This window comes from Enterobacter sp. HMSC16D10 (assembly GCF_001807145.1).
Classification (GTDB): domain Bacteria; phylum Pseudomonadota; class Gammaproteobacteria; order Enterobacterales; family Enterobacteriaceae; genus Enterobacter; species Enterobacter roggenkampii.
The window spans coordinates 1-26,980 of the sequence record NZ_KV787849.1 but is presented as its reverse complement, the minus strand read 5'-3'; the positions used below and the strand labels follow the sequence as shown (position 1 = coordinate 26,980).

Here is a 26,980-nt window from a genome sequence, read left to right as displayed (position 1 = left end):
TCCTCCTACGCGCGGTAGTGCAGTTCTGCCTGTCGGCGCAGGTATTCCAGCCCGGGCGCGATCGCCATGGCCCAGGCCGTCAGGATCTCATCGTCGCACTGCGGATCGCGCAGGCTCACGGTGTTCAACATCGCTTCGCGCCACAGGGCGAAAAAACGCGGGGGCAGGTGGAGACCGTCGTCACTTTGCTCCCGCGCCAGGCGCTCGAGAAAATCAGGCACGATTAACGCGCCGTCTACCGCAAGCATGGCGAAGAAACTCTTAAACAGAGTCTGCTGACCCTCGGTATCCGGCAGGCGAGAAAAATGCTGCTCCGTCTCGGGTGACATATGGACGAAGGCGTCATAGAACGTCTGAAAAAACGCCGTTTTATCATTATCCGGAAAGACGCGGTTCAGACTGGATTCAAACAGATCGCGGTAAAATTTCACGGCGTCCTCCTTACTGCGTTTTCGCCCGGTAGACAGTGCCCGACGGGCGTATAGTCATCTGCCACACGGCGCGTAAAGTAGCTCTCTTTTTTAGCCCGGCGGGCGTCAAACAGGGGGCCCGCGTTGTGTTTGAAGAACAGGGCTTCCAGCACCGTGGCATTGGTGGAAAGGGTGAGCGCAGCGTTAGTATCGCCCGTGGCTTCCTGTCGGCCTTCGTACCAGCCTTTTTGCGGATCGTTAAGATGCTTTGTCACCGCCATCAGCACGTCGGTGTACGGGGTGTCCCACAGGGCCCACAGGGCAAAGACCGCTTTGGTCGACACCTGCGCGAAACGGGTGTAGTCCCGGCCATCGTCACCGACAGAGTTCCAGGCATAGCCATTTCCCCAGACCGTATCCTGGATATGCCAGGGTGCCTGCGGGAGCGAGAAATCTGCCCTGGCCGTCAGGATTTTATCGGTCTCCCAGCGGCTCTTCTGGCTCAGCCAGACGTTTTCGGCCTGCTTGCGCAGACGCTTTTGCCGATCGGCCGCAACGCCTTCGGGCTCCCAGCCAAACTCCAGGCCCGGCAGCATATAGGGAAGGGTGGTGATCAGGGAGGGCTGCCACGTGGTGCGCGGATCCCGGGCATCGACGGCCAGACGCCGCTGGGCGATGATGACGTGGTGCGCCGGGGGGGTAAACGCTTTCTCCGGGGAAAACCCCCACAGCTGAAACGCCGTTGCGGCATATTCGCTCTCGCCCAGGCGCAGCTCATCGCGTACCACCGGCTGGCCGTTTTGCAGGGAAGATGACCACAGTTCGCCTTCACGATCGATAACCGGACAGAAATTCCAGCGCAGGATGATTTTATCGAGGTATTCGCTGTACTGCGGTTCCCGCTCTGCGGTGAGGCGCAGGGCGAGCATCAGACGCGCCATGTCGCGCGCTGACCAGCCATTTTTAACGGGCTTGCCGCTAAAGTCGATCGGCGTCGCCGTCTGGCTGGAATAGAGTCGACCGGGCGTCCGGGCCTCGGTCAGCATCATGCGGTTGAGGGTGCCCATCAGCCGCGTCAGGCGAGCGTCATACTCGGCCTCCTCAATCAGCCCCAGCTCTTTGGCCGCCAGCAGGGCGATAAGCGTATCGCCCATTTGCCAGAGCGTGACGCGGGGCTGTTTGTCGCTGCCGTTGACCAGCCCGGTTTGCGGCTGGGTATTATTGACGAAATAGCGCCAGGCGATCGCCGCCCACGTCTGCTCTTCCGGCGTCAGGGCGGCAATGCGCGCGCTGGAGTGCCAGCCGCCACTGATGAGCCAGCGCCAGCCTGCGCCCTGATGGGCAAACAGCGCAAAGACGATCGCGCCTGCAAGGAGTAATCCCGCAAGCCCTCTGGCTATGGTTTTAAGCATTGCGCAGTCACCGGAGGCAGTTTAACGGGCTCGTCCACGCTGCATGACGCGCACTGACAGGCCTGGCAGGCGGGTTTGGTGCGCTGCGTGACGCCGGTCCGGTCGCACCAGCTTTTTACGGCCGGGGTGCTGGCAAGGAACGGGCGGCTGCGCAGCGCGTTATTCTCTTCAAACTGATCGAGCAGCTTTCGATCCCACAGAGACGGGGCAAAATCCTTGCTCTTCGGGTTGTCGGTGTTGAAGGCCAGCAGTTTCCCCTCTTTTTTGAACAACAGGGCCTCCAGCATGATGCCGTTATTGTTCGCGGTGAACTCTTTGATCGGCCCGTCGCCGTTTTCATACAGCCCTTCGTAGTAGCCTTTTCCCTCTTCGTTGGCATTCTCAATGGTGTTCAGCAGGCGGTCGGTATAGGGGGAGTTCCACAGCACCCACATGCCCAGCGCCGCCTTCAGCGAAATCGCGGCAGCGTTAGGGACGAACTGGCCTTTATCGGTAATGGTGTTCCAGTTGTACCCGTCGCTGAAGACGGTGTCATAGACGAAGTAAGGGGCCTTATCGAGCTGGTGCTCGGAGCGCGCGGTCAGGACGCCGGTAATGGTATAGCGGTTCTCCTGAGCCTGATAAACGCGGTCGGCAAAGTTTTTCATCCACGTCAGGGAGTAGTCGCGCGGGGCGTTATCCCGGTCGGTCGGTTTATCAAAGCCGAACTCCAGCCCGTAGAGCAGGTAGGATTCCGTCACCACGTAGTTATGCTGCGACGTGTTGCGCGGGTCGCGCGTATCGTACGGGACCAGCACGCAGTAGATCTCGGCCAGCTCGTAAGGCTGCGGACGGCTGGCTTTGCAGGTATTAAACCCCCACAGCTGGAAACCGGCCGCGCCGTACTCTTCATAGCCCAGTCGACCTTCCTGAACGTACTTCGGCTGGCCGTTCTCCAGATAGGCCCCGTACAGCGTGCCGCAGGGGTCGATCGCGTGGCTGAAATCCCAGCCGAGCACCACGTTATCAATGCTGTTGCCGTATTCCGGGTAACGCTCCTTGATGATTTTCAGCCAGACCAGCATTCGCCCGATATCCAGCGCCGAGAAGCCAATTTCGCCGGGCTTGTTGGTGTAGTCCACCTTCTGGCCGCTGATGGTGTTATAGGCCTTGTTGGGCAGCTCGTTGCGGAACAGGGCATACCAGGCAAACGCGGTGCGGGTGGAGGTCATCGCCACTTTCTCCGGCACCTCGTCGCGCAGGTTGCGCGCCTGTACCGGCTGCCTGTCCGGCAGATCGTTAACGTAATCCGGCGCGGGTTCGGCATAATCCGTGCTGACGGGGGGTTTTGGCGCGCGCAGGTCGTGGCGCCGCTGCTGGATCTGCATAATCCGCCACGCAATTTCAGCGCTCTGCGCATCAAAGCCCAGTTCAAGACCGGTTAACAGATAGGGGAGACTGATCAGCGAGGTTTGCTTGCCCCAGGGCGTGCGAAGCCCTTCATCGGGCACCATTACGCCATCCAGATCGATCATCTTTTGCCCTTCAGGCGGGTTGGTCACCGCGAGTCCTGCCGCGCTGTCAATCAGGCGCAGCGTATGGCTGGCATAGAGACGGTAGCCAAAAGTGTCCCGCTGTTCATCGTCGGTCAGCGTCCAGTGGTGGAGCGGCACCGCAGCCTGGCTTTGGGTGTTATTTTCAATCAGCGCCGCGGTGCGCCACACGCTCAACAAATCGCGGATGGCCGCCGCGTGCTGGGGATAGCGCCACAGCAGGGTCTGTAATGCCGTCAGCAGCCGGCTCAGACCGATTGCGGAGGCGTCAGGTTTGCCCAGGATCTTGAGCGTGTCCGCATGGTAATAGGCGGCGGGGAGACCTTTGTCATTGAGCGGCAGTTGCCCCAGCGTGAACACGGCGGTGCTGACCCTCTCGTCAAACTCATCGGCGGATATGATATTGAGCTGCTCTGCGGCAGCGGTCGCAAAGAGGTAGCTTCCCACGCTCCAGAGGCTCAGCCAGGGTTCACCGTCGCTGGCGTTCGCCAGCCCGTTTGGCTGGGTATTGTTCACGTAGTATTGCCAGGCGACCCGCGCCCAGATGGCTTCGTCATAGGTCAGCGCCCGTGTTGTGGGCAGCGGCGGGAAGTCTTTACTGAGCGCGATGCCGCCGCTGCTTTCCACGCGCGTGGGCATCTGTTTCTCCACCCAGACCACAATGGCAAAGCCGATCAGGAAGCCGAGCAAAATGGTGAGGTAGCTGCGCGCGGGCAGCAGGGCGTCACGTATCCTCATTGAGTGACCTCGTCCTCTTCAGCGGGCGTCCACATGGCCGCGAAAATCAGCGGCAGCATGGCGGCGATGTTCACCCCTCCCCAGAAAATATTGATGACGTAGCCGGAGGGGTCGTCCACCTGCCCACGCGCCACCTGAATACCGCCCCAGATAAGCCCTGCGAGGGTCAGCACCACGATGGCAATCTGCGGCTTCACCAGGTAGAGAAAACGGCCCGTCTGCCGCTCTTTTGGCGTGACGTGAAATTTGATCTGCTCGCCCCGCAGCACCGTATTGAGCGCGCGCAGGTTCATGGAAAAGAAGGAGAGGTAAGAGGCCCTGCCGTCCCAGGCCGAGATCCCCCAGGTGCCGAACATAAACGCCAGTTCAGAGAAGATAAAAAAGGGGAGAAAGTGGAGATAGAACGGCGTCGACCAGGCGGACACCGGCGGAATGCCGGTAAACAGATAGATAATGGGCGAAATCAAAAACACCGTGTTCCACACGCAGGCCATGTAAGACCAGAAGGTGGTGGCATACATCAGCGTCTGGGGGAGTGAAAGCCTGAAGCGGCGACGGCTGAAGATGTTGTCATGAAACAAAATATCCAGCGAACCGGCGGCGTCCTTAAAGCGCTGGATCATCCAGGTGAGCATATCCTGCGGAGAGAGCATCTTCGACTCAACCCGCGGATGCATAACCGAGCGCCAGCGCCGTGCGGCGTCACCGTGCAGCAGCACCGAGGTGTAAATATCTTCCGAGACGTGGAATTTGTAGGGGGTAAGCTCGGTGTCAAACGCCACGTGCGGACGCATTGCATTCTGCAGCGCGTCCCGGGTCTCCTCATCGCGAATGTCGCGCGTATGACGATGGATCTCCTCTTCGACGGACCAGACATAGCTTCTTAGCGCGGCCTGCATGACCGCCTCGCGACGGTGAATGGACGCTGCGCCGCAGCAGAAAGCCGCGTTCGCCCAGTTGCGCCGCCGCAGGATCACGTCATAGAACATGCGCGGATCGTTAAAAAACGGGTCGCGGCCAATCGTGATCGGGCCAACACACTTTTGAATCAGCCAGCCCAGACCGTAGCCCACTTTTCCGGCTTTTCGCTGGCCCCAGCGCGACAGGTTTTCTCCTTCCGGAAGATCGAAGAACCACTGCGGCGTCTGTACCCAGGCCACGTCCGGATCGCGAAAATAGCCCAGCGTATGGCTGAGCAGGGTGGGAAATACCCGCGTGTCGGCGTCGCAGATAACAATAAAATCGCCGTCGGTTTGCTCAAGGCCGTTGCGCAGGTTGCCGGCCTTAAAGCCGATGTTGGTCTGGCGAGTGATATAGTTAACGCCTTCTTCTTCGCAAACGGCTTTCATCTCCGGGCGGCGGCCATCATCAAGCACGTGGATGCGGTAGTCAATCGGGAACGGGTACGCCATCTTCAGGGCGTCGCGAATGGACAGCCTGACCAGCTCGGTGTCTTCGGAGTAGGTGGCAATGAACAGATCCACCTTGACGGGACGGGGCTCTACGGCCTCCTCAGGCGACAGGCATTCGTTAATTTCGCCGGGCGGCGGACTCTGAGGAGGATCCTGTTCTTTCCATAAATTGATGGTAAACAGCACGGTGCCAATCCACGCCAGGGTTTCGGCAAGGACCAGCGGAATGGCATACCATAATGCGTCAGTATTCAGGGAGGCGGTCCAGCGCCAGTAAATATAATTGGCACCCAGAATAAGCGCCGCGACCGCTAACACCTGCCAGGTGAACATGACCCAGCGCGGTGTTGTTAACGGTTCCGGAGGACGACGATGTTCAAAACGGGAAAAATAAAAATCCATAGTTCCGGCGTTCCTGATTCCGTGAAAATGCAGACCAATTCTGCTGCGCAGACAGTTGCCCAAAAGCGAAAGAAAATAGGGATTAAACAAGATTTAAGATAAGTGTAGAACGCCGAATAAAAGTGTCCAGCCACGTTTTTATTAATATTTAGCGGTGGTTAATTCAGCTTAAATTCTGCTTAATGATGTTTCATCGGCCGTCGATAAATTGCGGTTACTATTCCTTTAGGCTATCTACTTTATTTAGACCTTAATTTTCGTATTCAGGCAAAGGACACCCTATGAGCCATGTTGCGCCGTCGGTAGCGCAAGAAGATGACGCTAAATCAACAGCATGGCGGTATGCCGTTGCAGGTGCCAGGGACCTGAGAATCGACTTTATGCGCGGCATTGCCCTCGTCATGATGGTCGTGGCGCATACGGAGGTGATGTCGGTATTTAATATATTCTCCTGGGAGCGTTTTGGGTTAACAACCGGTGCAGAAGGTTTTGTTATTCTCTCGGGGTTTATGCTTGGCATGCTGAACCGCGCGCGTCTGCAAAAAGTGGTTTTGCTCACGGTTTCCTGGGGGCTTTATCTCAGGGCATGGAAAATATATCGTGTAAATATCATTATCATAGTGTCGTTTATTCTTCTGGCCTATATTCCACATATTAACGTTTTCGAGGTCACCCATTTTACCGACCGTTTTTCGGGTGAAAGCTGGTCGCTTTATCCGGTTACGCCGCAAATAAAAGAGACCTGGTTCAACATTATCCTCTATTTGCAGATTGGCCCCCATCAGACGCAAATTCTGGGGCTGTATATCTTTTTACTGCTACTCAGCCCGCTATTTTTGGGGATGCTGCAGAAAGGAAAAGTCTGGTGGCTGCTTGGGCTGTCGCTGCTGGTGTACAGCCTGTGGCAGCGCTGGCCGCTTCGGCTGACGCCGTCGGAATTCGAATTTGCCTTCCCGCTGCTCGCCTGGCAGTTCATCTTTGTGCTGGGCATGGCCAGCGGCTGGTATAAAGCCGAACTGCTCTCTTTCGCCCGGACGCCTCCGGGGAAAGGGGTGGTAGTGGCGCTGGTCATGGTGTCGCTGGTGCTGGGATTTGTCGCCCAGAACCATACTAACCCGTTTATGCCGCCCGCGCTGCTGATGCACGTCATCCCGCCTGACAGCTTCAATTCGTTTTATCACACCTGGGCGGCGAAGAACGGGCTGGGCCCGGTGAGGGTGTTAAACGATATTGCCCTGATGGTCACCGTCTACCTGGTGCTGACGTATTGCTGGACGCCGCTCAATCGCCTGCTGGGATGGTTCCTGATCCCGCTCGGCCAGCACTCGCTTTATACCTTTATTTTGCATGTGTACGTGGTGCTGCTGGTGAGCCAGTTCATCACCTTCGATTTATGGCGTCACGCCTGGATAGAGAACACGTTAGTGCATGCGGCGGCACTGGGTATTTTGTGGCTGATGGCAAAATACGACGTCGGCGCACGCTGGATACCTAACTAAGGATGGCGGTTATGCGCGAAAAATGGCTTCTGGCGGGCGTGCTGCTCGCCGCGATCCCCGCCGCAGAGGCGGCGAAAAGCAGTGAAAATGAATCCCTGCGCGATAAGAACGGTGAACCTGTTCAGGCTGGCGTCTTTACCAGCCGCTGGGGGCGCCTGTTCTCGGGTAACGATAAGAAATTCTCAGGTGCGCTGAGCTTTAGCTCGGGACTGAAAGAGCAGTGGATGAGCATTCCTAACAGTTCAGACACTGCCACGGAAAAGAAAAAGATTAACCAGACGCTGAATCTCAGCCTTCAGTATTCCCCCTACAGCTTCTGGTTTGCCAACATTACGTCCCGACTGCCGGTCAGAGACACCAGCCGCTACACCGCCGATTTTCGCTACAGCTTCGGCTACGATGACTGGCACGCCAACACCGTCAGTCTGGTTTACAGCAACTACGGCGATAACCATTTCTGGACATCGGGCAGCCGACGACACACCTATTTCGAACAGGGCGCCTTCACGCTGGCCTACAAGTTTTCGCTACCGAAACCGGTCGAAAACACGCTCCTGATTAATAAAGGGGATTCCATCATTTGCCAGGTCGGGTACAGCTGGGTGCCGCGCTACTACGACCTCAGCAGCGATGACATCCGCAAAAATAAAAACGTCATGCTCGGCGGCTGCGGCTACACCTTCAAACAACATTTCTTCGTTCGCGCGACGGCATTCTGGTTCCCGGACAGCAGCCAGCAGCAGCCCTGGAACGGCGATTACAGCTACAGCTTCGGTTATGCCGGCTATACGCCGGGTTCGTTCTCCATCCAGTACGCGAACTATGCGGGAACGCGCTATCCGGGGCACGGCAACGGGAATGCAAAATTCAGGGAAGGGACCGTGAGCCTCATCTGGTTCTTACCGCTTTAGGAGGGATGTATGTCGGCGCTGCACGTGTTAATCGTTGAAGATTCGCTGATTTATCGTCGGTTACTCTCCCGAATGCTCACCCAGTGGGGGTATATCGTGAGCGAGGCGGAAAATGGCGTCGCCGCGCTGGAAATACTGTCCAGCCAGCCGATCAGCATGGTGATAAGCGACTGGGACATGCCGGAAATGGACGGACTCACGCTCTGTCAGACCATCCGCAACCGTCAGTTTGGCCACTACGTCTATGTCATTCTGCTCACGGCACGCGAAAATGCCGGGGATTTAACGCAGGGCTTTGATGCCGGAGCCGATGATTTTTTAAGCAAGCCGGTCGAGCAGGATGAACTGCGGGCGCGTCTGCACGCCGGGGTCCGTATTTTAACGCTGGAAGCGACCCTCGCGGCGCACAACAAGCGCCTGAGTGAAGCGTTGCATCAGATTGAACAGGATCTTGAACTCGCGGCGCGCGTTCAGCACTCCGTGCTGCCTTCGCACCGCTTACGCTTTGGGAACTACTTTTCCGACTGGCTTTTCTTGCCGTCTGCGTGGGTCTCAGGCGATGTGTTCAATATTTTTCCACTCGATTCTCACATTGGGTTCTATTGCGTGGATGTGTCCGGTCACGGCGTGGGGGCCGCGATGATGTCCCTCGCGGTGGCGCGTCAGTTCTTACATGGCCGGGTGGTAGACCGTTTTTTGTTTACCGATCAGGGCGGCATTCAGTCGCCTGCGGAGGTGATCAGGATCCTGAACAGCCGCTTTTGCAGTGAAGGGAGCGACATTACCAGCTATTTCACCATTATCTACGGGGTGATCGACCCCGAGAGCGGACGAGGGGTGTTGTGTCAGGCCGGGCATCCTACTCCCGTCATTGTGAACGCAGACAGCGCCGTCACGTCCGTGGGCAACGGCGGCCCGCCGGTCGGGCTGATGCCTGACCTCAGCTGGGAGGACGTCGCGTTTACCCTCAATCCGGGGGATCGCTTATGCTTATTCAGTGACGGTATTACGGAGTGTGAGAACGTCAGCGGCGAGCAGTTTGGCCCGCAGCGTCTCGAACGCTGGCTTCATGACCATGCCCGACTTCCGGTTGACCAGCTCCTGGCGCGGTTCGGTGACCACCTGACCGGCTGGCGCAACGCAAATCGTGATGAACCGACCGCCTTAACCGATGACGTTTCACTGCTCGTGATCGAGCGTCAGGGAGAACAGAATGATTATTAATACTGAACGACTACCGCATGCCAACATTCTCACGCCCGCAGTCCGGCGGCTGGATGCCTCCGTTGCCGCGACGTTTAAAGCGTCCGTGACGGAAGAAATTGGCGACGATCGCAAGGCTTTGATTGTCGACTTCAGCAAAGTGGATTTTATCGACAGCAGCGGGCTGGGAATGCTGGTGTCGTTGTTTAAGCTGATGAACGGGAAAGGCGACATGGCGCTGTGCTCCCTGAACCCCGGGATCATGAACATGTTCACCCTGACCCGCATGGACCGCATATTCCGCATCTATCCGGACAAAAGCAGCGCGCTTGCGCAGCTGGGGCAGTAGATGCAGACGCCGGTGCAGGCAGAATTTCCGGCGGTGCTCGGTTCCCTGACGCCGCTGGCCGGCTGGCTGGAAGCGCGGCTGAGCGCGCTTCCCGTAGATGATGAGTGGCGTTTCGCGCTCGATCTCGCCGTCTGTGAGGTGGCGACGAATATCATCCGGCACGCGCTGCATGAGGATGCCACGCGCGCATTCAGCGTATGCTTCGATATCCGCGACAGCGACGTCTGCATTGTTTTTACCGACGCGGGCGACGCGTTCCCGCTGGCGCGGCTTGAGGCCGCCAGGCGAGACCGTTTTTGTGAAATCTCGCCGCTGCTGGAGAGCGGCAGGGGGCTGATGCTCATTTTGCTGAGCGTCGATCGTTTCTCGGTGGAGCGAGCGGCGGGTGAAAATATTGCCACGCTTGAAAAGAAAATCAGCGTATGACCTGCGGGCCATACGCGTGCTGTTTCTATTTCGTGTTGTCAGCAAACAGCTCTGGCGCCCACGGGCGTGGGTCAACCTCCATAAACGGCGCACGCTCGAAGCGATCCTTCAGCGCCCACGGCACCGTGCAGTCGAAGATTGTCTTGCAGGAAATGCCGTTGCCGCGAATCGAGGTGCTGTAATCCGGCGACTGGGACGGATCCAGCTGGTGGCCGCGGATCCCCGGAATATTGGTGATGCTCACATCGCCCTGCATGCGCGTCGTCATCGCCCACAGGATGTCGTCGCTGTCGAAAATATCCACGTCTTCGTCGACCAGAATAATGTTCTTCAGCTCCGAATAGGTGGCTAAGGCGATGAGTGCCGCCTGGCCCTGACGTCCTTCGTCTGACGGCTGGCGTTTTTTCACCTGCAATATCCCGAGGAACTTGCCGCCGCCCGCGGTATGGGCATAGACGTTTTGCAGGAAGCCCGGAATAGCTTCCTCTACGGCATTGCGGATGCTGGCCTCGGTCGGCAGTCCGGCCAGCGTGGTATGTTCTTCCCCCGGTCCCACCAGCGTTTGCAGGATCGCGTGGTTTCGCATGGTCACGGCTTTCACTTTGATCACCGGCAGGGAGGGGTTCGCCTCGCCGCAGTAGCCCGGGAACTCCGGCATCGCGTGGCCGGTATTGGTGTGCTGATCCTCTCTCACGCGCACGCCCGGCAGCAGTTCACCTTCGATGATGATCTCCGCTCGCGCGATGGCTTTCTCTTTGACCGCCACGCCCTGTACCAGCTCAACCGGCTGCTGGCGCAGCGCCCCGGCGACGCCCAGCTCGTTGTAGCCAAACGGCGTGGTAGGGGCCTCAAAGCACGCGCCGATGTAGATGGCGGGGTCGAGACCCATGTTGATCGTTACCGGCAGCGGTTTTCCTGCCTCCTCCGCTTTTTTGCGGAAGACTTCGATATGGCGCCCGGCGGCAAGGAACATGGAAAGCTCGTCGCGCTCCTGAACGCAGAGGCGGTGGATGGTGACATCCGTCAGCGAGCTGTCTTCCGGATCGCTTGCCAGCACCAGCCCCAGACAGAAGAACGGACCCGCATCAATCGGCGTGTTGGTCGGGGCCGGCAGCAGCTTGCGCAGGTCGAAGTCAGGATCGTCAGCGTAAAAGACCTGCTCCTGGCAGGGGGCCTGCGAGGCCGGAACGACAACCGGCGCAACCGGCTTTTTCACCGCCTGGCCGACGTGCTTTGCCAGTTCAGAGGGCTCGCAGCCCAGAAGGAGCGCCGCGCGCTCGCGGCTGGCGTGCATGCCCACCAGGATGCGGGAGTGCGGATAGCCCTTCACGCTGTTGAACATCATCGCCGGGCCCGTGCGGGTCGGACGTTTGACCGTGCCGCCTGCGCCAATATGGCGGTAGACGCCCGCCAGTTCCGCGTTGGGGTCGACCGGACGATCGGTTTCAATGTACTGCCCTTCGTGGCGCTGCAGTAAGGCGATGGCGCTGCGGAGATCGTTAATCTGGTTTTCCATATTTTCCTCCCTCGGTTGAATACCTCCATTTTTATGGCAATGACCAATAGCATCAATTGCATCATTACTGTTAAATTGATAAGTAAATTAATATCAATTCGGGAGGTCGTCTCGTGCAGTTTCGCCAGATGCGCCACTTCATCGTCGTGGCCGAAGAGCTCCATATGCACCGGGCCGCCGAGCGTCTGAACATGGCGCAGCCGGCGCTGAGCCAGCAGATAAAGGCCCTGGAAGAACGCTTAGGCGTCACGCTTTTCAGCCGGGCGAACCGCCGCTTGACCCTGACGCCCGCGGGCGAAGCATTTCTCGTGAAAGCCCGGCTTGCCATCTCGCTGACCGAACAGGCGGTGCTGGACGCCAGACAAACGGCACGGGGCGAGCAGGGTGTGTTAAACCTCGGGTGCGTGTCGAGCGCGATGTTTGACGGCAGGCTGCCCGCCGCGCTGCGCCAGATGCACAGCCGCTGGCCCGCCATTACCATGTCGCTGATGACGGGAAACGTGCAGACGCTCTACGCCGCCGTGCAGAGCAACCAGCTGGATGTGGCCATCATCCGCGCGCCGCTGCCGTCGCTGCCGGACGATCTGCAAAGCCGCCCGTTCGCCTCGGAGAAAACGGTGCTGGCGCTGTATCGTCAGCATCCGCTGGCCGGGTCCGCCGCGTTGACGCTTTCGTCGGTGAAAGACGAAAAATGGATCTCCCTGCGCGACCCGGAGGGAATGGGGCTGGAGCAGTACTTCTATGACGCCTGCAGCGGGGCGGGCTTTCAGCCGGACGTGGTGCAAAACGCGACCGACGTGCCCACGGTCATCAGCCTGGTTTCGGCAGGGTTTGGGCTGGCGCTGCTTCCCGCGTCGGCAAAGGCGGTGAGCGTCGAGAACGTCGTCTACGTGGACATCCTTGACCGGCTGCGGGAGAGCGAACTCACCCTGGTTTGCCACCGGATTATTCGTTCAGAAGTGCTAAAAAAGTTTCTGGTTACGCTCGATCACACCTGACGTCCTGCTGCCCGCAGGAGCTGCTCGCGCAGCCAGGCGTTCGCCGGATCCTGGCTGTTTTTCGGGTGCCAGTACATGTTGATGGTAATGGGCTGGAGCGGCAGCGGTGGTGCAAAGAGATCCAGCGTGCTGGCGAACAGCTTCAGCATCCGTTCCGGCAGGGTGCACACCAGGTCGGTACCGGCAACCAGCGCAGGCGCCATAGCGTAGCTCTGGGTGGACATGGCAACGTGTCGCTGATAGCCCAGCCCGGCGAGGGTTTGGTCGACAAATCCGGTAAACGGATCGCCCGCCGACGACACCACCAGATGGGAAAGCGCGCAGTAGATCTCCAGATCTAACGCACCCGTTCCGCGCGGATGCCCTTTTCGCTGCGCGGTGGCAAACGCGTCGTCGAGGAGTTTGCGCCTTACCCACCCGTCATGGGCGCCCGCGCTCACGCCGATGTAGAGATCCACATCGCCGTTCTCCAGCTGCTGCGGCAGTTCGGCCATCTCGGGCAGGGCGAAGCGCAGGCGAATACCGGGAGCATCGGTACCCACCTGGTTAAGCAGCGCGGTGCCGAGCATCAGCGCCGGGTTTTCATGCAGCGCGATAACAAAGGTCCGGCTGCTGGTTTGCGCGTCAAACGCGGTGGGCGCAAACATCGAGCTGATGCCGCGCAGCACGCCTGTCACCTGCGGCCTGAGCGCTTCCGCGCGCGGCGTGGGCAATACCCCGCGTCCATGCGGGGAGGGAATAAATAGCGGTTCGCCAAACAGCGTGCGCAGACGCGCGAGACGAGCGGATAACGCGGGCTGGCTGATGCCCAGCCGCGCGGCCGCATGGGTGATGTTCCTGTCCTGAAGCAGGGCGTCCAGCGTCAGGAGCAGGTCTATGTCCATGTCAGATATCCGCGTCATCTTATTTCGCGCTGCTGGCGTCCCGGTTGGTATAGGTCACAGGGACCCAGGCATAGCCGCCTTTCTCGCCTTTCGTCACATAGCCGATGCCCGGGAAAGGCAGATGGGGCGCGGCAATGAGGTCCTTGTTTTTCACAAAGTCAGCGAACGCATGCTCGCGTACACTTGCCGCTTTGTTCTCATCTTCATCGTAGGTGATGGTCACCGCAGGCTGCGGGAACTGGACCGCCGCGGCGTGAATGATGTCGCCGACAAAGGTGATCTTCTCGCCTTTGCTTGTCAGGGTGTAGAAGGCTGAACCCGGCGTGTGTCCGGGATGAACCGTGCCGGTAAGCCCCGGAAGAATCTCCGATGTGCCGCTAAACGGCACCACTTTCCCCGCGTCAAGGTAGGGTTTTAAGGTCTTCTGCGCGACGTCGAAGTAGTTCTTGCCGTAGCCGGTTTTCTTCTGATTGTCGTCGTTAAAGAAAAAGTCGATGTCCGGTTTGCCAACGAAAACGCGCGCGTTGCTGAACACCACCTTGCCGTCTTTCACCAGGCCACCCGCATGATCGGAGTGGGCGTGGGTCAGCAGGACTTCAGTGATGTCCTCGGGTTTTATTCCCTGCGTGGCGAGGCTCTCAACCAGACGTCCGCCGGTATCAGGACCAAAGAGCTGGCCCGAGCCCGTATCCACCAGGATTTTATGTCCGGGTATCGCAATCAGAAACGCGTTGATGGAGACCTCAGCCGGGTTGGTCTGAAAGTTTTTCGCGAGCAGCGCATCAATGTTTTGCGGCGTTGTCCGGCGCAGCAGCTTGTGCAGATCCTGCGCGACGGTCCCGTCGGTAAACGAGGTGACAAGCACGTCGCCGACCTGCACGCTGTAACCGCCCGCCGGTTGTTTAACGACGTGCTGCGGCGTTTCTGCAGAGGCCTGGAGCGCAGGGTAGAAAAGCAGAGAGCTGGAAATCAGCGTGGAAAGAGCAAGTTTTTTCACGGTAAGCATACGAGTCTCCTTTGAAAGTGCTCATCTTACTGCTCCGTAAAATTATAAGAACCTGCCCAGAAATGATAGGACCTATAAACGGGATGGATAGGAAACCGAAGGGCCGGGAAGGGGCGCGATAGCTTTCCCGGCCCGTAGACATTATTTTTTCAGCGGTGCGTTCCAGCTGTCCGGCGTGGCTTTGGACCATGAGCCATAAGCGGCATTAGGCAGCACAATCCAGTCGTTGCCGAAGTGTTCCGCGCTGGCCTCAACCAGTTCACGCTGCTGTTCGCTCGGCTTTTTGTTTTTAAACTGCACGGCGAAATCCGGCAGGCTGTCGCCGAACAGCATCACGATCTGCTGCTTTTTGAGGATGCTCTGACGGCGCTCTTCCTTGCTGACCGTATCCAGCAGCACGCTTTCGTCAGATACCTGCGGCAGGCCGAGAGCGTTTAACGTCTTCAGCGTGTCGGCTTTGTTTTCCTGCATACGATCCGAGACATAGTAGATACGGACCTTGCTTTGATTCACGTGGTCAAGAAACGCTTTCGCCCCGGGAATTAAGCCGGGTTTTCCCTGTTTCTCCCAGTCGCTCCAGGTGTCCCATTTCGTATAGTCGTGACACTGCTCCATGTCGCGCACCAGCAGAAGGGTGTTATCCAGTACCGTTTCATCCAGGTCCATTACCACGGCGTAATTTTCGGGCGTTTTCAGATCCTTTAACTTTTCGTTGAAACGCTCGGTGGCAAACCGATAGGTTTGCAGCTGAAGGGCCATAATCTCTGCCGATTTCTGCTGATAGCGCAGCGCCATTTCGTACGCTTTCGGTTCACACAGGTCGTGCTCCGCGGCCGTCGCCGCTGCCGTTGCACTCAAAACCGGTAATGCCAGCAGTAATGCCTTAGCCATTGAATTCACACTTCTTTCCTCAACACCGTGGTTAAAATCCCGAAAGCGTAATGAAATTCAGTGACAGAAATATGACCGTGATGTGGCAATGTGTTTCCGCTAGACCAGCATGTAATACCAGAACAGAGCGACCTCGTCTTTTTCCGGTAGGGCGTTGTAGAGATAACGATCGTATCCGCCCAGGGTAAATCCGTAGTGACGGTAAAACAGGCAGGCAGAGACGTTCACATTTTGTGTTTCAAGCCGTAATCCCGGCGCGTTTACGCTGCGGGCCCACACGTGCGCGGCGGCCATTAATTTATGCGCGGCGCCGGTTCTGCGTTTGGTGCGCTCAACGGCAATATAATCCACTGAAATAAATTTGTTCCAGCCGACTGACGCGGTAATAAATCCGGCTATTTCACCGTCGTCCGTTTCCGCGACAAGAAATATGGCGTCCGGATTAACGCAGTGATTTTCAAGCGTTTGAATGTCGAGTTCGTAGGTTTTTATCCACGGCTCTGCCACGGCTTCAATATGTAAATCACAGTGGATAAACGGCTCCCGGGCAATGTGGCTAATGGTGAAAGAAAAGTCACAGCATTCAAGGCGTGCGAAGTCGGTATTGAGTCCTTTTCGAATCTGCATAGTATTCCCGTTAGTGAGTTATTTCATAAAGAATAGACGAAGCGGTTAAATCCGCTGAGCTCACGCACTTTTAATCCTGAACTAAGCTTGTACTTCGTTCCGCGTAAAATGTGGGTCATTCGAGGACAATGAATGGAATTCAGGACATTTCAAAAGCAGTGGGGTGCTGAGTTTATTTCCGATGACGTTGTACGTTTTCGCGTCTGGGCAGAAGGACAGAAAGAACTTACGCTACGTCTTGCCGCCACCGACGTGCCGATGACGGCAACCGGCGACGGCTGGTTTCAGGCGGACGTCCCCGGCGTCAGGCACGGTGCAGAATATCAGTTTGTTCTTCAGGACGGCACGGCGGTGCCCGATCCCGCCTCGCGGGCGCAAAAGGGCGACGTTAACGGCCCCTCAGTCGTGATCGATCCCCGGCGTTACCAGCCGGTCAACCGCGACTGGGCAGGGCGGCCGTGGGAAGAGACGATCATTTACGAACTGCACATCGGCACGTTTACCCCGGAGGGCACCTTCCGGGCGGCGATCGACAAGCTGCCGTATCTGGCGGAGCTGGGGATTACCCAGCTTGAAGTCATGCCCGTCTCCCAGTTTGGCGGTTCCCGCGGCTGGGGGTACGACGGGGTGCTGCTGTATGCCCCGCACTCTGCGTACGGCACGCCGGAGGATTTTCACGCGTTTATCGACGCCGCGCACGGGCTGGGGCTTTCCGTGGTGCTGGATATCGTGCTCAACCACTTCGGCCCGGAGGGGAACTATCTCCCTCTGCTGTCGCCCGCGTTTTTCGATGCACAGCGGATGACGCCCTGGGGCAACGGCATCGCTTACGAGCGCGAGCCGGTGAGGCAGTACATGACCGACGCGCCGCTCTACTGGCTGACGGAGTACCGTCTGGACGGCCTGCGCTTTGATGCCATCGACCAGATTAAAGACAGCTCCGGGACGCACATTCTCGAGGAGATTGCCGCGAAGATCCGCGAGGCGATCCCCCACCGGCACGTTCACCTGACCACGGAAGACAGCCGCAACGTGATTTTCCTGCATCCGCGCGATGAACAGGGCCACACGCCGCTGTTTACCGGCGAATGGAACGATGATTTTCACAACGCTGCCCACGTGTTTGCTACCGGTGAGACGCACGCCTACTACCAGGACTTTGCCTTTGAGCCGGAGAAAAAGTTCGCCCGGGCGCTGGCGGAAGGCTTTGTCTACCAGGGCGAGATTTCGCTGCAAACCGGCGAATCCCGCGGCGTGGAGTGCCGCACGCAGCCGCCGCAGTTCTTCGTCGATTTCATCCAAAACCACGATCAGACCGGCAATCGCGCCCAGGGCGAGCGGCTTATCTCCCTCGCGGGGGCTGATAAAACGAGGGTGCTGCTCGCCGCGCTGCTGCTTTCCCCCCATATCCCGCTGCTGTTTATGGGCGAGGAGTTTGGTGAAACGCATCCGTTCCTGTTCTTCACCGACTTTCACGGCGAACTGGCAAAGGCGGTGCGGGAAGGGCGCGCGAAAGAGTTCACCGGCCATGCCGGGCACGATGAAACTGTCCCGGACCCGAACGACGTGAACACGTTTATCCGCTCAAAGCTCGACTGGAACAAAATCGCCACCGACGAGGGCAAAACGTGGCTGCGCTATACGCGCCATCTGTTGACGCTGCGCCATCGCTATATCGTTCCGCTTCTGCATCCGGGCGGTGCCGTTGAGGGCCATGTGCTCAAGACCGCGCCCGGCATGGTGGCGGTGAGCTGGCGCTTCCCGTCAGGCACGCTTTCTCTGGCGCTGAATATTGGAACGAAGCCCGTCGACCTGCCCGCGCTCGCGGGGGAGACGCGCTTCGCCTGGCCGGAGGTCAACGACGTTTTACCCCCGAACGGTATTGTCGTTCGCTTTGCTGATGGAGAAGCATCGTTATGATCCCTTCCGCCACGTACCGTATTCAGTTCCGTAACGGCATGACCTTCGACCGCGTTGTGGCGCTGGTGCCGTATATGAAGGACCTCGGCATCAGCCACCTTTACGCGTCGCCCGTGTTCACTGCCACGACGGGGTCTGCCCACGGCTATGACGTGACCAACCCGAATGAAATCGACCCCGCGATTGGCGGACGAGAAGGCTTTGACCGCATGGCCGCGGCGCTTAAGCAGGCCGGCATGGGGCTGATTCTGGACATTGTCCCGAACCATATGTCCACCTCGCTGGAAAACCTCTGGTGGCGGGACGTGATTGAATACGGCCAGCAAAGCCGCTACGCGCACTATTTTGACATTGACTGGTCGAGGCCGCTGACGCTGCCGTTTCTTGGCGATACCTTTGAGGCGGAGCTGGAGAAGGGAGCCATCACGCTAAAACGTGACCCTGTCACGGAAAAGGCCGCTCTGGTCTACTATGACGCCGAGTATCCGCTCAACCCGGGCACGTACAGCGAGGAGAAGAGCATTGCCGAGCTGCACGAGGCGCAAAGCTGGCGGCTGATGTCCTGGCGGGAGGCGCCGAAGCAGCTCTCATGGCGGCGCTTCTTTGAGATCACCGGGCTGGTCGGCGTCCGGGTTGAAGATGATGCGGTCTTCGACGATACGCACCGGCTGATCCTTGAGCTGGTCCACGCGGGCGTGGTGGATGGTCTGCGCATTGACCATGTCGACGGTCTGGCGGATCCGCTGGGCTATCTGCAGCGCCTGCGGCAGGCCGCCGGGCCCGACTGCTACATCACGGTCGAAAAGATTCTCGCCAAAGGGGAACAGCTCCCCGCTGACTGGCCGGTATCCGGCACCACCGGCTACGAGTTTATCGCCTCGCTGGCGGAGGTGCTGGTCGATGATGATAGCCTGTCGCGCCTGGAGACAATCCACGACGAAACGCTCGGCGTGACGGTCGATCGCCACGCGGAGCTGCGCGATGCCAAAGGCCTGATGACCGATCGCAATTTTGAGGGTGAATTCACCACGCTGCTAAACCTTGCTGAGGATCTGGCCCGCCGCAATGAGGTTGCGCTGCCGCGCGAGGATATCCGCCACGCGCTGCGCGAGCTGCTTATTGCGTTTCCGGTCTACCGCACCTACGGCACTCGCGAGGGGTTAACCCCGCCGGACGTGGCGCTGCTCAACCGCGTGGTTGCCAGCGTGGAGACGTCAGAAGCCGCGCTCAGCCTGATCGTGCGCATTCTTGCCGGCGACCTGCCGGAAGATTGCCGCGAGAGCGCCGCGCTGTTCAGGACCCGCTTCCAGCAGCTGACCGGGCCGCTGATGGCGAAGTCCGTTGAAGACACGCTGTTCTTTCGCCACAACCTTGAGCTTGCGCTCAATGAAGTGGGGGCCGACCCGACGCCGCGCGCGTTTTCCTTATCCCGCTTCCACCAGGAGATGCGCATTCGTCTGGCCCGTCAGCCCGACGCGCTGCTGGGTACCTCCACGCACGATACCAAGCGCGGGGAAGATGCCCGGGCGCGCCTTTACACCCTGACGGAAGCCCCGGAACGCTGGGGTGAAAATCTGGCCCGCTGGCGGCAGATGAACCAGACCCAGGTGCGTTTTCTCAATGACGGTACCGCGCCGAACGCCGCCGATACGTGGATGATCTACCAGGCGCTGGCGGGCGTCTGGCCCGCCACGCTGTCACCGGACGACGCTGAAGGGCTTAAAGCACTCGAAACGCGGTTCCTCGGCTTCCTCGAAAAAGCGCTGCGCGAGGCGAAGCAGCGCACCGACTGGATTGACAGCAACGAGAGCTATGAGAGCGTGGTGTTGAGCTACGCGCGGCACCTGCTTTCACCGGACAACAGCCTGTTCCTGCACGATTTCAGCGAGGCGATGCAGCCCTTTATTCGCGCCGGGCTGATGAACAGCCTCAGCCAGACGGCGATCAAGCTGACGGCGCCCGGCGTGCCGGATATCTATCAGGGCAGCGAGGCGCTTAACTTCAGCCTGGTCGACCCGGATAACCGACGCGAGCCGGACTTTCCGGCCCTGGTGCAACACCTCAGCGCGGCGGATTCCGGGGTGTTTGACAACCCGGCCTGCTGGCGGGACGGACGGGTCAAACAGTTTGTTACCGCCACGCTGCTGCGGCTTCGACCGCACTACGACGCGCTTTTCCGCTACGGCGACTGGCTGCCGCTTAAGGTCACCGGCGAGCGGGAAGAGAACCTGATTGTTTATGCGCGCGTTAAGGACGAGGAGGCGCTGATTGTCGCCGTGCCGCGTCTGGTTTTTGGCATCACCGATAATCATCAGCTGTGGGTCAATACCACGGTGGCGATACCCGACGAACTGGCCGGGAAGCGCTATCGGGATCTGTTCAGCGGTGAGAGCCGCATTCTGCAAAAGACGCTGGATTTAACGTCAGAAAAGGGATGTGTACTGGTTCTGCTTACCTGCGAATAATCGTGGAGAACGAAAATGGCAAAGGATACAACGTTTAAAATTCGGGCCGGTCATGGCCAGCAGTTGGGGGCGAATTATGACGGGAAGGGCGTTAACTTCGCGCTGTTCTCCGCGCACGCTGAACGAGTGGAGCTCTGTCTGTTTGACCCGTCCGGGAAAACGGAAATCGCCCGGCTGACGCTTCCGGAGAATACCCATGAGGTCTGGCACGGCTATGTGCCTGACCTGAAGCCGGGCGCGCTGTATGGCTATCGCGTCTACGGCCCCTACGACCCGGAAAATGGTCATCGCTTTAACCCGCATAAGCTGCTCATCGACCCTTACGCTCGCGAACTGGTGGGTGACATCGAGTGGAACGACGCCCATTTCGGCTATGAGCTGGGGCATGACGAGCTGGATTTGAGCTTTGATACCCGCGACAGCGCGCCGTTTACGCCGAAATGCAGGGTTATCGACCCGAACGCCTTTGACTGGCAGGACAACAACCGGCCGAAGGTACCCTGGCCGCATACCGTTGTCTATGAGAGCCACGTGAAAGGGTTTACCCAGATGAACCCGGCCATTCCGCCCGAGCTGCGCGGGACGTTTGAGGGGATGGGGCACAAAGCCTCGGTCGACTACATCAAAAGCCTGGGCATTACCTCGGTGGAGCTGCTGCCGGTTCACTGGTTCCCGGACGATCAGCATCTGCTCGACCGCGGGCTGAAGAACTTCTGGGGCTATAACACGCTGGGCTTTTTTGCTCCGGCGTCGCGCTACTACGGCCCGGCGGGGATCCAGGGCTTTCGCGATATGGTGCGCGCCTATCATGACGCGGGCATCGAGGTCATTCTGGACGTGGTATACAACCACACGGCGGAAGGCAACGAGCTTGGCCCCACGCTCTCGTTTAAGGGGATTGATAACTACAGCTATTACCGCACGCTGCCCGACCAGCACCGGTACTACATCAACGACACCGGGACGGGAAACACGGTCAACACCTCACACCCGCGCGTGTTGCAGATGGTGATGGATTCCCTGCGCTACTGGGCGGAATCAATGCACATAGACGGTTTTCGTTTCGACCTCGGGACGATCCTGGGCCGCGAGCCCGAAGGGTTTGACCCGCGCGGCGGTTTTTTCGACGCCATGACCCAGGATCCGGTCTTATCCCGACTGAAGCTGATTGGTGAACCCTGGGATATTGGCCCCGGCGGCTATCAGGTGGGCGGATTCCCGCCGGGCTGGGGGGAGTGGAACGACAAATACCGCGACACCGTTCGCGAGTACTGGAAGGGGGACAACGTCTCCACGGACTTTGCCGCGCGGCTTCTCGGCTCCGGCGATCTGTACGATCTGCGTGGGCGTCGCCCGTGGGCCAGCGTCAACTTTATCACCGCCCACGACGGCTTTACGCTGAATGACCTGGTGTCGTACAACGAGAAGCACAACGCCGACAACGGCGAGGACAATAACGACGGGCATAACGATAACCGCTCGTACAACTACGGCGAGGAAGGGCCAACCGAGAACCCGGATATTATTGCTACCCGCGAACGGCAGAAGCGTAACTTCCTCACCACGCTGCTGTTCTCCCACGGCACGCCGATGCTGCTGGCGGGGGACGAGTTTGGCCGCACGCAGAAGGGGAACAACAACGGCTACTGCCAGGACAGTGAGATCTCGTGGATCGACTGGAAGGGGCTCTCCGAAAACGACGCCGCGCTGCGCGAGTTTACCCGTCGTCTCATTGCCCTTCGCGCGCAACAGCCGCTGCTGCGCCGTGAAAGCTGGCGTGACGGGCTGGAGATCCGCTGGTTCAATGCCGGAGGCGGTCCACAGCAGGCCGAGCAGTGGGATGAAGGCTCAACGCTCGGGGTCTCCATCAGCAGGCCGGATCTTCAGCAGGAGGACGGCATCTGGCACGACGTGCTGATGCTGTTCAATCCGTTTGAAGGCACCGTGCCGTTCCAGATCCCGCAGTTTGGCGAAGGGGGATGGGTGCTGGAGCTGTCTACGGCGGATGATGCCGCCACCGGGACAGCGATCACCGAAACCGTTGAGTACGCGCTGGCCGGACGGAGCATTACGCTGTTCCGCCGTCCTTAGTTACAGTGACGCCGCCGCCCGGGCGGCGGTGTCATACAGGGAGGAGATCGTGCGTAACAGCTGCGCGGTCTCGCCAATCGACTTCCCGGCAATGCCGCTCTCCGCGTGGATCGCAATCAGACACGCCTCCCGCACGTCCCGGTATTTCATGCACAGCGCTTTCCCTTCCTCCGTTGTAGAGAAAAAGAGCTCTTTACCCGCTTTCTCGCTCGTCACGTAGCCTGCTTTGACCAGCTTTTTCAGCGCATAGGTCACCACGTGGGTGTCTTCCACGTTGAGGACGAAGCAGATATCGGCCAGCTTTTTCTTGCGGTCGCGGTGGTTCACGTGATGCAGCAGCGAAACGTCAAAGGCGCCCATATCGGGCTCGCCGGCAGCCGTCATGCAGCGCACCATCCATTTGTTAAAGGCGTTGCCGGTCATGATCAGCGCATATTCCAGCTCTGATAACTCCGCGCAGCGCTCGGATACCAGATGGCGGGAAGAGACGATCCGGCCCTCGTTGATATCGTCGCGATCGGGTGAAGCACTCTTTTCTGAGGTCATAACGTTCCTTAGCCAGAAATGTAAACTCATCGATAAAATAAGAACATTTTATTGATAATTTGTTTACATGTTTTTGAGGTTCAGATATAGCTTTTTAGCGCAGGTTTTGCGAAGCCTGCCAACAAAACACAACATCGCTCGCCGCAAATTAAAAAAATAGCCGTCGGCGCGCAACGCTCACTTTCGATAGGGTAAACGTTATGGACGGTACTACGCTGCTGCCGCTGATCGGGATACCGATCGTGGTTATTGGTTTTGCACTGCGCTTCAACCCGCTGCTGGTGGTCGTGGTGGCGGGGCTGGCGACGGGTCTGCTGGTCGGCATGGATTTCGGGATGCTGCTGGAGACCTTTGGCGAGAAGTTCGTCAATAGCCGATCGCTGGCCACCTTCATCCTGATCCTGCCCGTGATTGGTCTGCTGGAATATTACGGGCTTAAGGAGCGCGCCCAGGCCTGGGTGGCGAAGATCGCCAGCGCCACCTCGGCGCGTATTCTGATGCTCTATTTTGTCGCGCGTGAAGGCACCGCCGCGCTGGGCCTGATGTCGCTGGGCGGCCATGCCCAGACGGTGCGCCCGCTGCTGGCACCGATGGCCGAAGGGGCGGCGCTGAACGAATACGGCGAACTGCCGCAGCACATCCGCGACAAAATCAAAGCCCACGCCGCCGCGTGCGACAACATCGCGGTCTTCTTTGGGGAAGATATCTTTATTGCCTTCGGGGCGGTACTGCTGATCGACGCGTTCCTGAAAGAGAACGGTATTCCGGGCATTGAACCGCTGCATATCGGCCTGTGGGCCATTCCAACTGCCATCGCGGCATTAATTATTCATATGACGCGCCTGCTGCGCCTCGATGCGAGCATCCGTCGCGACGTGATGGCCTGGCGTGCAGAGCAGGGTACGCAGGAGGCCGCGCAATGATGACGCTTATCACCATTAACCGCGTGTACTACCTGATCGGCTTTGTCGTAATGCTGCTGGTTGTCATGACCCTGCGCGATCGCGCCAACCCGAGGCGCTTTACTACCGCGCTGTTCTGGTTCTTGTTTGGCGGGATCTTCCTGTTTGGCGATCTGATGGTGCAGGAGCTGGGGAAATCGCTGGCGTACCGGATCATTGGCGGCGGCGTTATCGTTATCGCGCTGCTGGCGGGTTTTGGTCTCGTCGGGAAAGGACACTATAAAATGTCCACCGAGGAGGAGCGCGTCGCGTCGTCAAATCGGCTTAAAAACTGGCTGTTCCTGCCGGCGCTGATGATCCCGGTGGTGACGGTGCTGGGCACGTTATTCCTGAAGGGCGTTTCGATCGGCGGCGTGTTTCTGCTCGATCAGAAACAGCTCACCCTGGCGGCGCTGTGCGTGGCCTGCGTCGCGGCGATCCTCACCGGCTGGTGGCTAACCAAAGGCACGCCGCTCCATGCCGTTCGTCAGTCCCGCCGTCTTGTCGATACCATCGGCTGGGCGGTGATCCTGCCGCAGATGCTGGCCATGCTTGGCGGCGTGTTCGTGGTGGCCAACACGGGTGACTCGGTGCAGAAGGTGGTGAGCCTGTTTGTGAACCCGGATAACCGCTTCATGCTGGTGGTGATTTACTGCGTGGGGATGGCGCTGTTTACCATGATCATGGGTAACGCCTTTGCGGCCTTCCCGGTGCTGAGCGCGGGGATCGCCTTGCCGTTTCTGATCAACGTGCATCACGGCAACCCGGCGCCGCTGCTGGCGATTGGCATGTACGCAGGCTACTGCGGCACGCTGATGACGCCGATGGCCGCGAACTTCAATATCGTTCCCGCCGCGCTGCTGGAGCTGAAAGACAAATATCAGGTGATCAAGATACAGATCCCGACCGCGTTAACCCTGCTGGTGGTGAACGTGTTCTTAATGTATTTCCTCGTGTTTCGCTAAGGAGCTGTCATGGAATTAACGCAACATCAGGCCGACGCGTTTGCCCGCATGCCTTTGACCTATTTGCGCCAGGAATACCCGAACCACATCATGCACCTGCTGAATGATGATGGTGAGGTGCTGCCGCCGCGCGAGCTGCATCCCATTTTCTACGGCTGTTTTGACTGGCACTCGGCGGTGCACGGCTACTGGCTGCTGCTGCGCTGCGTGCGCCTCTATCCAGAATTACCGTGCCGGGACGCGATCGTCGCGCTTTTTGACGAGCACCTGACCGAAGAGAACGTGGCGAAGGAGCTGGCCTATTTTACCGCGCCGTTCCGCGCCTCGTTTGAGCGGCCGTATGGCTACGGTTGGCTGCTGGCGCTGGCCCAGGAGCTGAAACAGTCGTCGCTGCCGCAGGCCGCAGGCTGGTACCAGACGCTGGAGCCGTTAACCCAGGACATTCGCAACCGGCTGGTGGACTACCTCGGCAAGCTCACCTATCCGATCCGCGTCGGGACGCACTACAACACCGCGTTTGCCTTCGCGCTGGCGCTGGATTATGGTCGCGCAGTGGGCGATAAGGCGCTTGAGCAGGCGATTGTGGCAGCGGCGGAGCGGTTTTATCTCGCCGACACGCGCTATCCGGCTCATTATGAGCCCGGCGGAGACGAGTATATTTCCGGCGCGCTGACGGAGGCACTCCTGATGAGCAAGGTGTCGGAAGACTTCCCGGCCTGGTTTGACGCGTTTCTGCCGGAGGTGGGCGCCGTTACGGCACTGATGAACCCGGCGGAAGTGAGCGATCGTACCGACCCGAAAATTGCCCATCTGGACGGATTAAACCTTAGCCGCGCATGGTGTATGAAGCACATAGCGAAAGCGCTTCCTGCCAGCCACCCGGCGCAACCGGCATTGCGCGAGGCGGTGACGAAACATCTGGCCGCCAGCGTCGGGCATGTGGTTGGCAGCCACTATAGCGGCGGGCACTGGCTGGCGAGCTTTGCGCTGCTGGCGCTGGAGTAAACAAACGCGCCGTCTTTCTTGCCGGGTGGCGCTGCGCTTACCCGGCCTACATTGTGCAACGCTTGCCTGGAGGCCTTGCCGGGCGCAGCCTACATTTCTTTGATTTTTAATGCGATTAATACCTTAGTCGGATATTTTTTCGTCATTTCTCTGGAAACAAATATCTTTTTTACCATCGCAAAAGTGTACGATACGCGGCCACATACCCACAGTGGATGGATGGTTAATATGGCTGTTATACCTTTGTTGCCTAAAGAAGGAATCGCACTTGTGTTGGCAAACATGAGGATTGCAAGAGCGCATGGTATGAGTAGAAACATGGCTATCCCTACGACCTATCTTTGGTTTTATCAAAAAGTAAGAAATAAGGGGCCGTGGGATTACAAGCAAGGACACCCGGAGTTAGCAAATTTTGGGAACTTCAATTATGGTTCGGCTGGCTATGCTGCCGGGATACCCTCAGAAACGCTATTGATGGGTGCTGGATGGGCGCAGGAAAGAGCTAAAACCTCCAAAAAGAAATGGGGGCACTGGTATCAAAAACCGCCTTATGGGGATGATCCTCACGATCAGTTTTGGATAAGGCAAGGTATAGAATATGCAAAGAAATACGGTTATTAAACGGCTTCATTGCTTACTCACAACGATTCTATTGCTCGTTGTTTGTGGGTTTCTGACATATCAATACTCTTTTAACGCACCTTCTCACGATAGTTTTGTCAGCAAACAGAAACTCTCTGATTCCGTCACACTGTACATAACTAAGTATGATGATGGAGGCGCTACGGTGTCGGATGTTTTGAATCGCCACGCGTTTAACAGACACCTCAG

The 26,980-nt window shown here is 58.5% G+C and carries 23 protein-coding genes; 13 read left to right on the top strand and 10 right to left on the bottom strand.

Annotated features, from left to right (window positions below):
• Window positions 1-5 precede the first annotated feature (5 nt).
• Genes HMPREF3143_RS05790 through HMPREF3143_RS05775 form a run of 4 tightly spaced genes read right to left on the bottom strand, consistent with a single transcriptional unit; the run spans window position 6 to window position 5,906 of the window.
• The gene (locus HMPREF3143_RS05790) at window positions 6-431 is read right to left on the bottom strand and encodes a globin family protein (protein WP_058654460.1); all 426 of its coding nucleotides are present in this window, start codon (window positions 429-431) and stop codon (window positions 6-8) included.
• Window positions 428-1,822, bottom strand: coding sequence for a DUF3131 domain-containing protein (locus HMPREF3143_RS05785; protein WP_070532120.1), 1,395 nt, complete (start codon window positions 1,820-1,822; stop codon window positions 428-430). Before HMPREF3143_RS05785 ends, HMPREF3143_RS05790 begins: the two co-directional genes overlap by 4 nt.
• Window positions 1,807-4,092, bottom strand: a complete 2,286-nt coding sequence (locus HMPREF3143_RS26205; RefSeq protein WP_070532116.1) for a DUF3131 domain-containing protein — start codon at window positions 4,090-4,092, stop codon at window positions 1,807-1,809. Before HMPREF3143_RS26205 ends, HMPREF3143_RS05785 begins: the two co-directional genes overlap by 16 nt.
• Entirely contained in the window at window positions 4,089-5,906 is a 1,818-nt protein-coding gene (locus HMPREF3143_RS05775; RefSeq protein ID WP_070532113.1) for a glycosyltransferase family 2 protein, read from the bottom strand. Before HMPREF3143_RS05775 ends, HMPREF3143_RS26205 begins: the two co-directional genes overlap by 4 nt.
• A gap of 281 nt (window positions 5,907-6,187) precedes the next feature.
• Here HMPREF3143_RS05775 and opgC point away from each other — a divergent pair, with 281 nt between their 5' ends.
• From opgC to HMPREF3143_RS05750, 5 genes are read left to right on the top strand one after another with little or no spacing between them, the layout of a single operon-like run.
• Window positions 6,188-7,405 carry an OpgC domain-containing protein gene (gene opgC / locus HMPREF3143_RS05770; protein ID WP_023327506.1) on the top strand — a complete coding sequence of 406 codons (1,218 nt, stop codon included), beginning with the start codon at window positions 6,188-6,190 and terminating at the stop codon, window positions 7,403-7,405.
• Between the two features lie 11 nt (window positions 7,406-7,416).
• Window positions 7,417-8,316, top strand: a complete 900-nt coding sequence (locus HMPREF3143_RS05765) for a hypothetical protein (RefSeq protein WP_008501670.1) — start codon at window positions 7,417-7,419, stop codon at window positions 8,314-8,316.
• Window positions 8,317-8,325: 9 nt separating this feature from the next.
• Window positions 8,326-9,540, top strand: coding sequence for a PP2C family protein-serine/threonine phosphatase (locus tag HMPREF3143_RS05760; RefSeq protein ID WP_070532111.1), 1,215 nt, complete (start codon window positions 8,326-8,328; stop codon window positions 9,538-9,540).
• Window positions 9,530-9,868 carry an STAS domain-containing protein gene (locus HMPREF3143_RS05755; protein ID WP_023292380.1) on the top strand — a complete coding sequence of 113 codons (339 nt, stop codon included), beginning with the start codon at window positions 9,530-9,532 and terminating at the stop codon, window positions 9,866-9,868. Before HMPREF3143_RS05760 ends, HMPREF3143_RS05755 begins: the two co-directional genes overlap by 11 nt.
• Window positions 9,869-10,294 (top strand): ATP-binding protein, encoded by a 426-nt coding sequence (locus HMPREF3143_RS05750; RefSeq protein ID WP_070532108.1) that lies wholly within the window; start codon window positions 9,869-9,871, stop codon window positions 10,292-10,294.
• A 25-nt stretch (window positions 10,295-10,319) separates the two neighbouring features.
• On the opposite strand, the gene HMPREF3143_RS05745 is transcribed toward HMPREF3143_RS05750, so the two are convergent.
• A complete protein-coding gene (locus HMPREF3143_RS05745) occupies window positions 10,320-11,810 on the bottom strand; it encodes a UbiD family decarboxylase (protein ID WP_047748899.1) in 1,491 nt (496 codons plus the stop codon).
• A 113-nt stretch (window positions 11,811-11,923) separates the two neighbouring features.
• On the opposite strand from HMPREF3143_RS05745, the gene HMPREF3143_RS05740 reads away from it, so the two are divergent.
• Window positions 11,924-12,808, top strand: coding sequence for a LysR substrate-binding domain-containing protein (locus tag HMPREF3143_RS05740; protein WP_008501665.1), 885 nt, complete (start codon window positions 11,924-11,926; stop codon window positions 12,806-12,808).
• Here the strand turns inward: HMPREF3143_RS05740 and HMPREF3143_RS05735 are convergent.
• The 4 genes from HMPREF3143_RS05735 to HMPREF3143_RS05720 all read right to left on the bottom strand — a co-directional run bounded on the left by HMPREF3143_RS05735 (window position 12,799) and on the right by HMPREF3143_RS05720 (window position 16,216).
• The gene (locus tag HMPREF3143_RS05735; RefSeq protein WP_070532105.1) at window positions 12,799-13,710 is read right to left on the bottom strand and encodes a LysR family transcriptional regulator; all 912 of its coding nucleotides are present in this window, start codon (window positions 13,708-13,710) and stop codon (window positions 12,799-12,801) included. The genes HMPREF3143_RS05740 and HMPREF3143_RS05735 overlap by 10 nt on opposite strands.
• A 1-nt stretch (window position 13,711) precedes the next feature.
• Window positions 13,712-14,698 (bottom strand): MBL fold metallo-hydrolase, encoded by a 987-nt coding sequence (locus HMPREF3143_RS05730; RefSeq protein WP_008501663.1) that lies wholly within the window; start codon window positions 14,696-14,698, stop codon window positions 13,712-13,714.
• A 141-nt stretch (window positions 14,699-14,839) separates the two neighbouring features.
• Window positions 14,840-15,598, bottom strand: coding sequence for a 5'-nucleotidase, lipoprotein e(P4) family (locus HMPREF3143_RS05725; RefSeq protein ID WP_070532102.1), 759 nt, complete (start codon window positions 15,596-15,598; stop codon window positions 14,840-14,842).
• A gap of 90 nt (window positions 15,599-15,688) precedes the next feature.
• Window positions 15,689-16,216 (bottom strand): GNAT family N-acetyltransferase, encoded by a 528-nt coding sequence (locus tag HMPREF3143_RS05720; protein ID WP_008501660.1) that lies wholly within the window; start codon window positions 16,214-16,216, stop codon window positions 15,689-15,691.
• A 132-nt stretch (window positions 16,217-16,348) separates the two neighbouring features.
• Between HMPREF3143_RS05720 and treZ the strand changes: the two genes are divergently transcribed.
• Genes treZ through glgX form a run of 3 tightly spaced genes read left to right on the top strand, consistent with a single transcriptional unit; the run spans window position 16,349 to window position 22,692 of the window.
• A complete protein-coding gene (treZ, locus tag HMPREF3143_RS05715) occupies window positions 16,349-18,136 on the top strand; it encodes a malto-oligosyltrehalose trehalohydrolase (RefSeq protein ID WP_070532099.1) in 1,788 nt (595 codons plus the stop codon).
• Window positions 18,133-20,601 (top strand): malto-oligosyltrehalose synthase, encoded by a 2,469-nt coding sequence (gene treY / locus HMPREF3143_RS05710; RefSeq protein ID WP_070532096.1) that lies wholly within the window; start codon window positions 18,133-18,135, stop codon window positions 20,599-20,601. The genes treZ and treY overlap by 4 nt, the downstream gene beginning before the upstream one ends.
• Before the next feature lie 15 nt (window positions 20,602-20,616).
• Complete coding sequence (gene glgX / locus HMPREF3143_RS05705; RefSeq protein WP_070532093.1) at window positions 20,617-22,692, top strand: glycogen debranching protein GlgX; 2,076 nt, start codon at window positions 20,617-20,619, stop codon at window positions 22,690-22,692.
• Here glgX and HMPREF3143_RS05700 read toward each other — a convergent pair whose 3' ends face one another.
• A complete protein-coding gene (locus tag HMPREF3143_RS05700) occupies window positions 22,693-23,238 on the bottom strand; it encodes a winged helix DNA-binding protein (RefSeq protein ID WP_021240146.1) in 546 nt (181 codons plus the stop codon). It lies immediately after the preceding gene.
• Window positions 23,239-23,438: 200 nt separating this feature from the next.
• Here HMPREF3143_RS05700 and HMPREF3143_RS05695 point away from each other — a divergent pair, with 200 nt between their 5' ends.
• From HMPREF3143_RS05695 to HMPREF3143_RS05680, 4 genes are all read left to right on the top strand, one after another.
• Window positions 23,439-24,161, top strand: coding sequence for a DUF969 domain-containing protein (locus HMPREF3143_RS05695; RefSeq protein WP_021240145.1), 723 nt, complete (start codon window positions 23,439-23,441; stop codon window positions 24,159-24,161).
• The gene (locus HMPREF3143_RS05690) at window positions 24,158-25,144 is read left to right on the top strand and encodes a DUF979 domain-containing protein (protein ID WP_070532087.1); all 987 of its coding nucleotides are present in this window, start codon (window positions 24,158-24,160) and stop codon (window positions 25,142-25,144) included. Before HMPREF3143_RS05695 ends, HMPREF3143_RS05690 begins: the two co-directional genes overlap by 4 nt.
• Before the next feature lie 9 nt (window positions 25,145-25,153).
• On the top strand, window positions 25,154-26,149 hold the full coding sequence (locus tag HMPREF3143_RS05685) for a DUF2891 domain-containing protein (RefSeq protein WP_070532084.1): 996 nt from the start codon (window positions 25,154-25,156) through the stop codon (window positions 26,147-26,149).
• A gap of 75 nt (window positions 26,150-26,224) precedes the next feature.
• Complete coding sequence (locus HMPREF3143_RS05680; RefSeq protein WP_252909153.1) at window positions 26,225-26,770, top strand: polymorphic toxin type 44 domain-containing protein; 546 nt, start codon at window positions 26,225-26,227, stop codon at window positions 26,768-26,770.
• The last annotated feature ends 210 nt before the right edge of the window (window positions 26,771-26,980 follow it).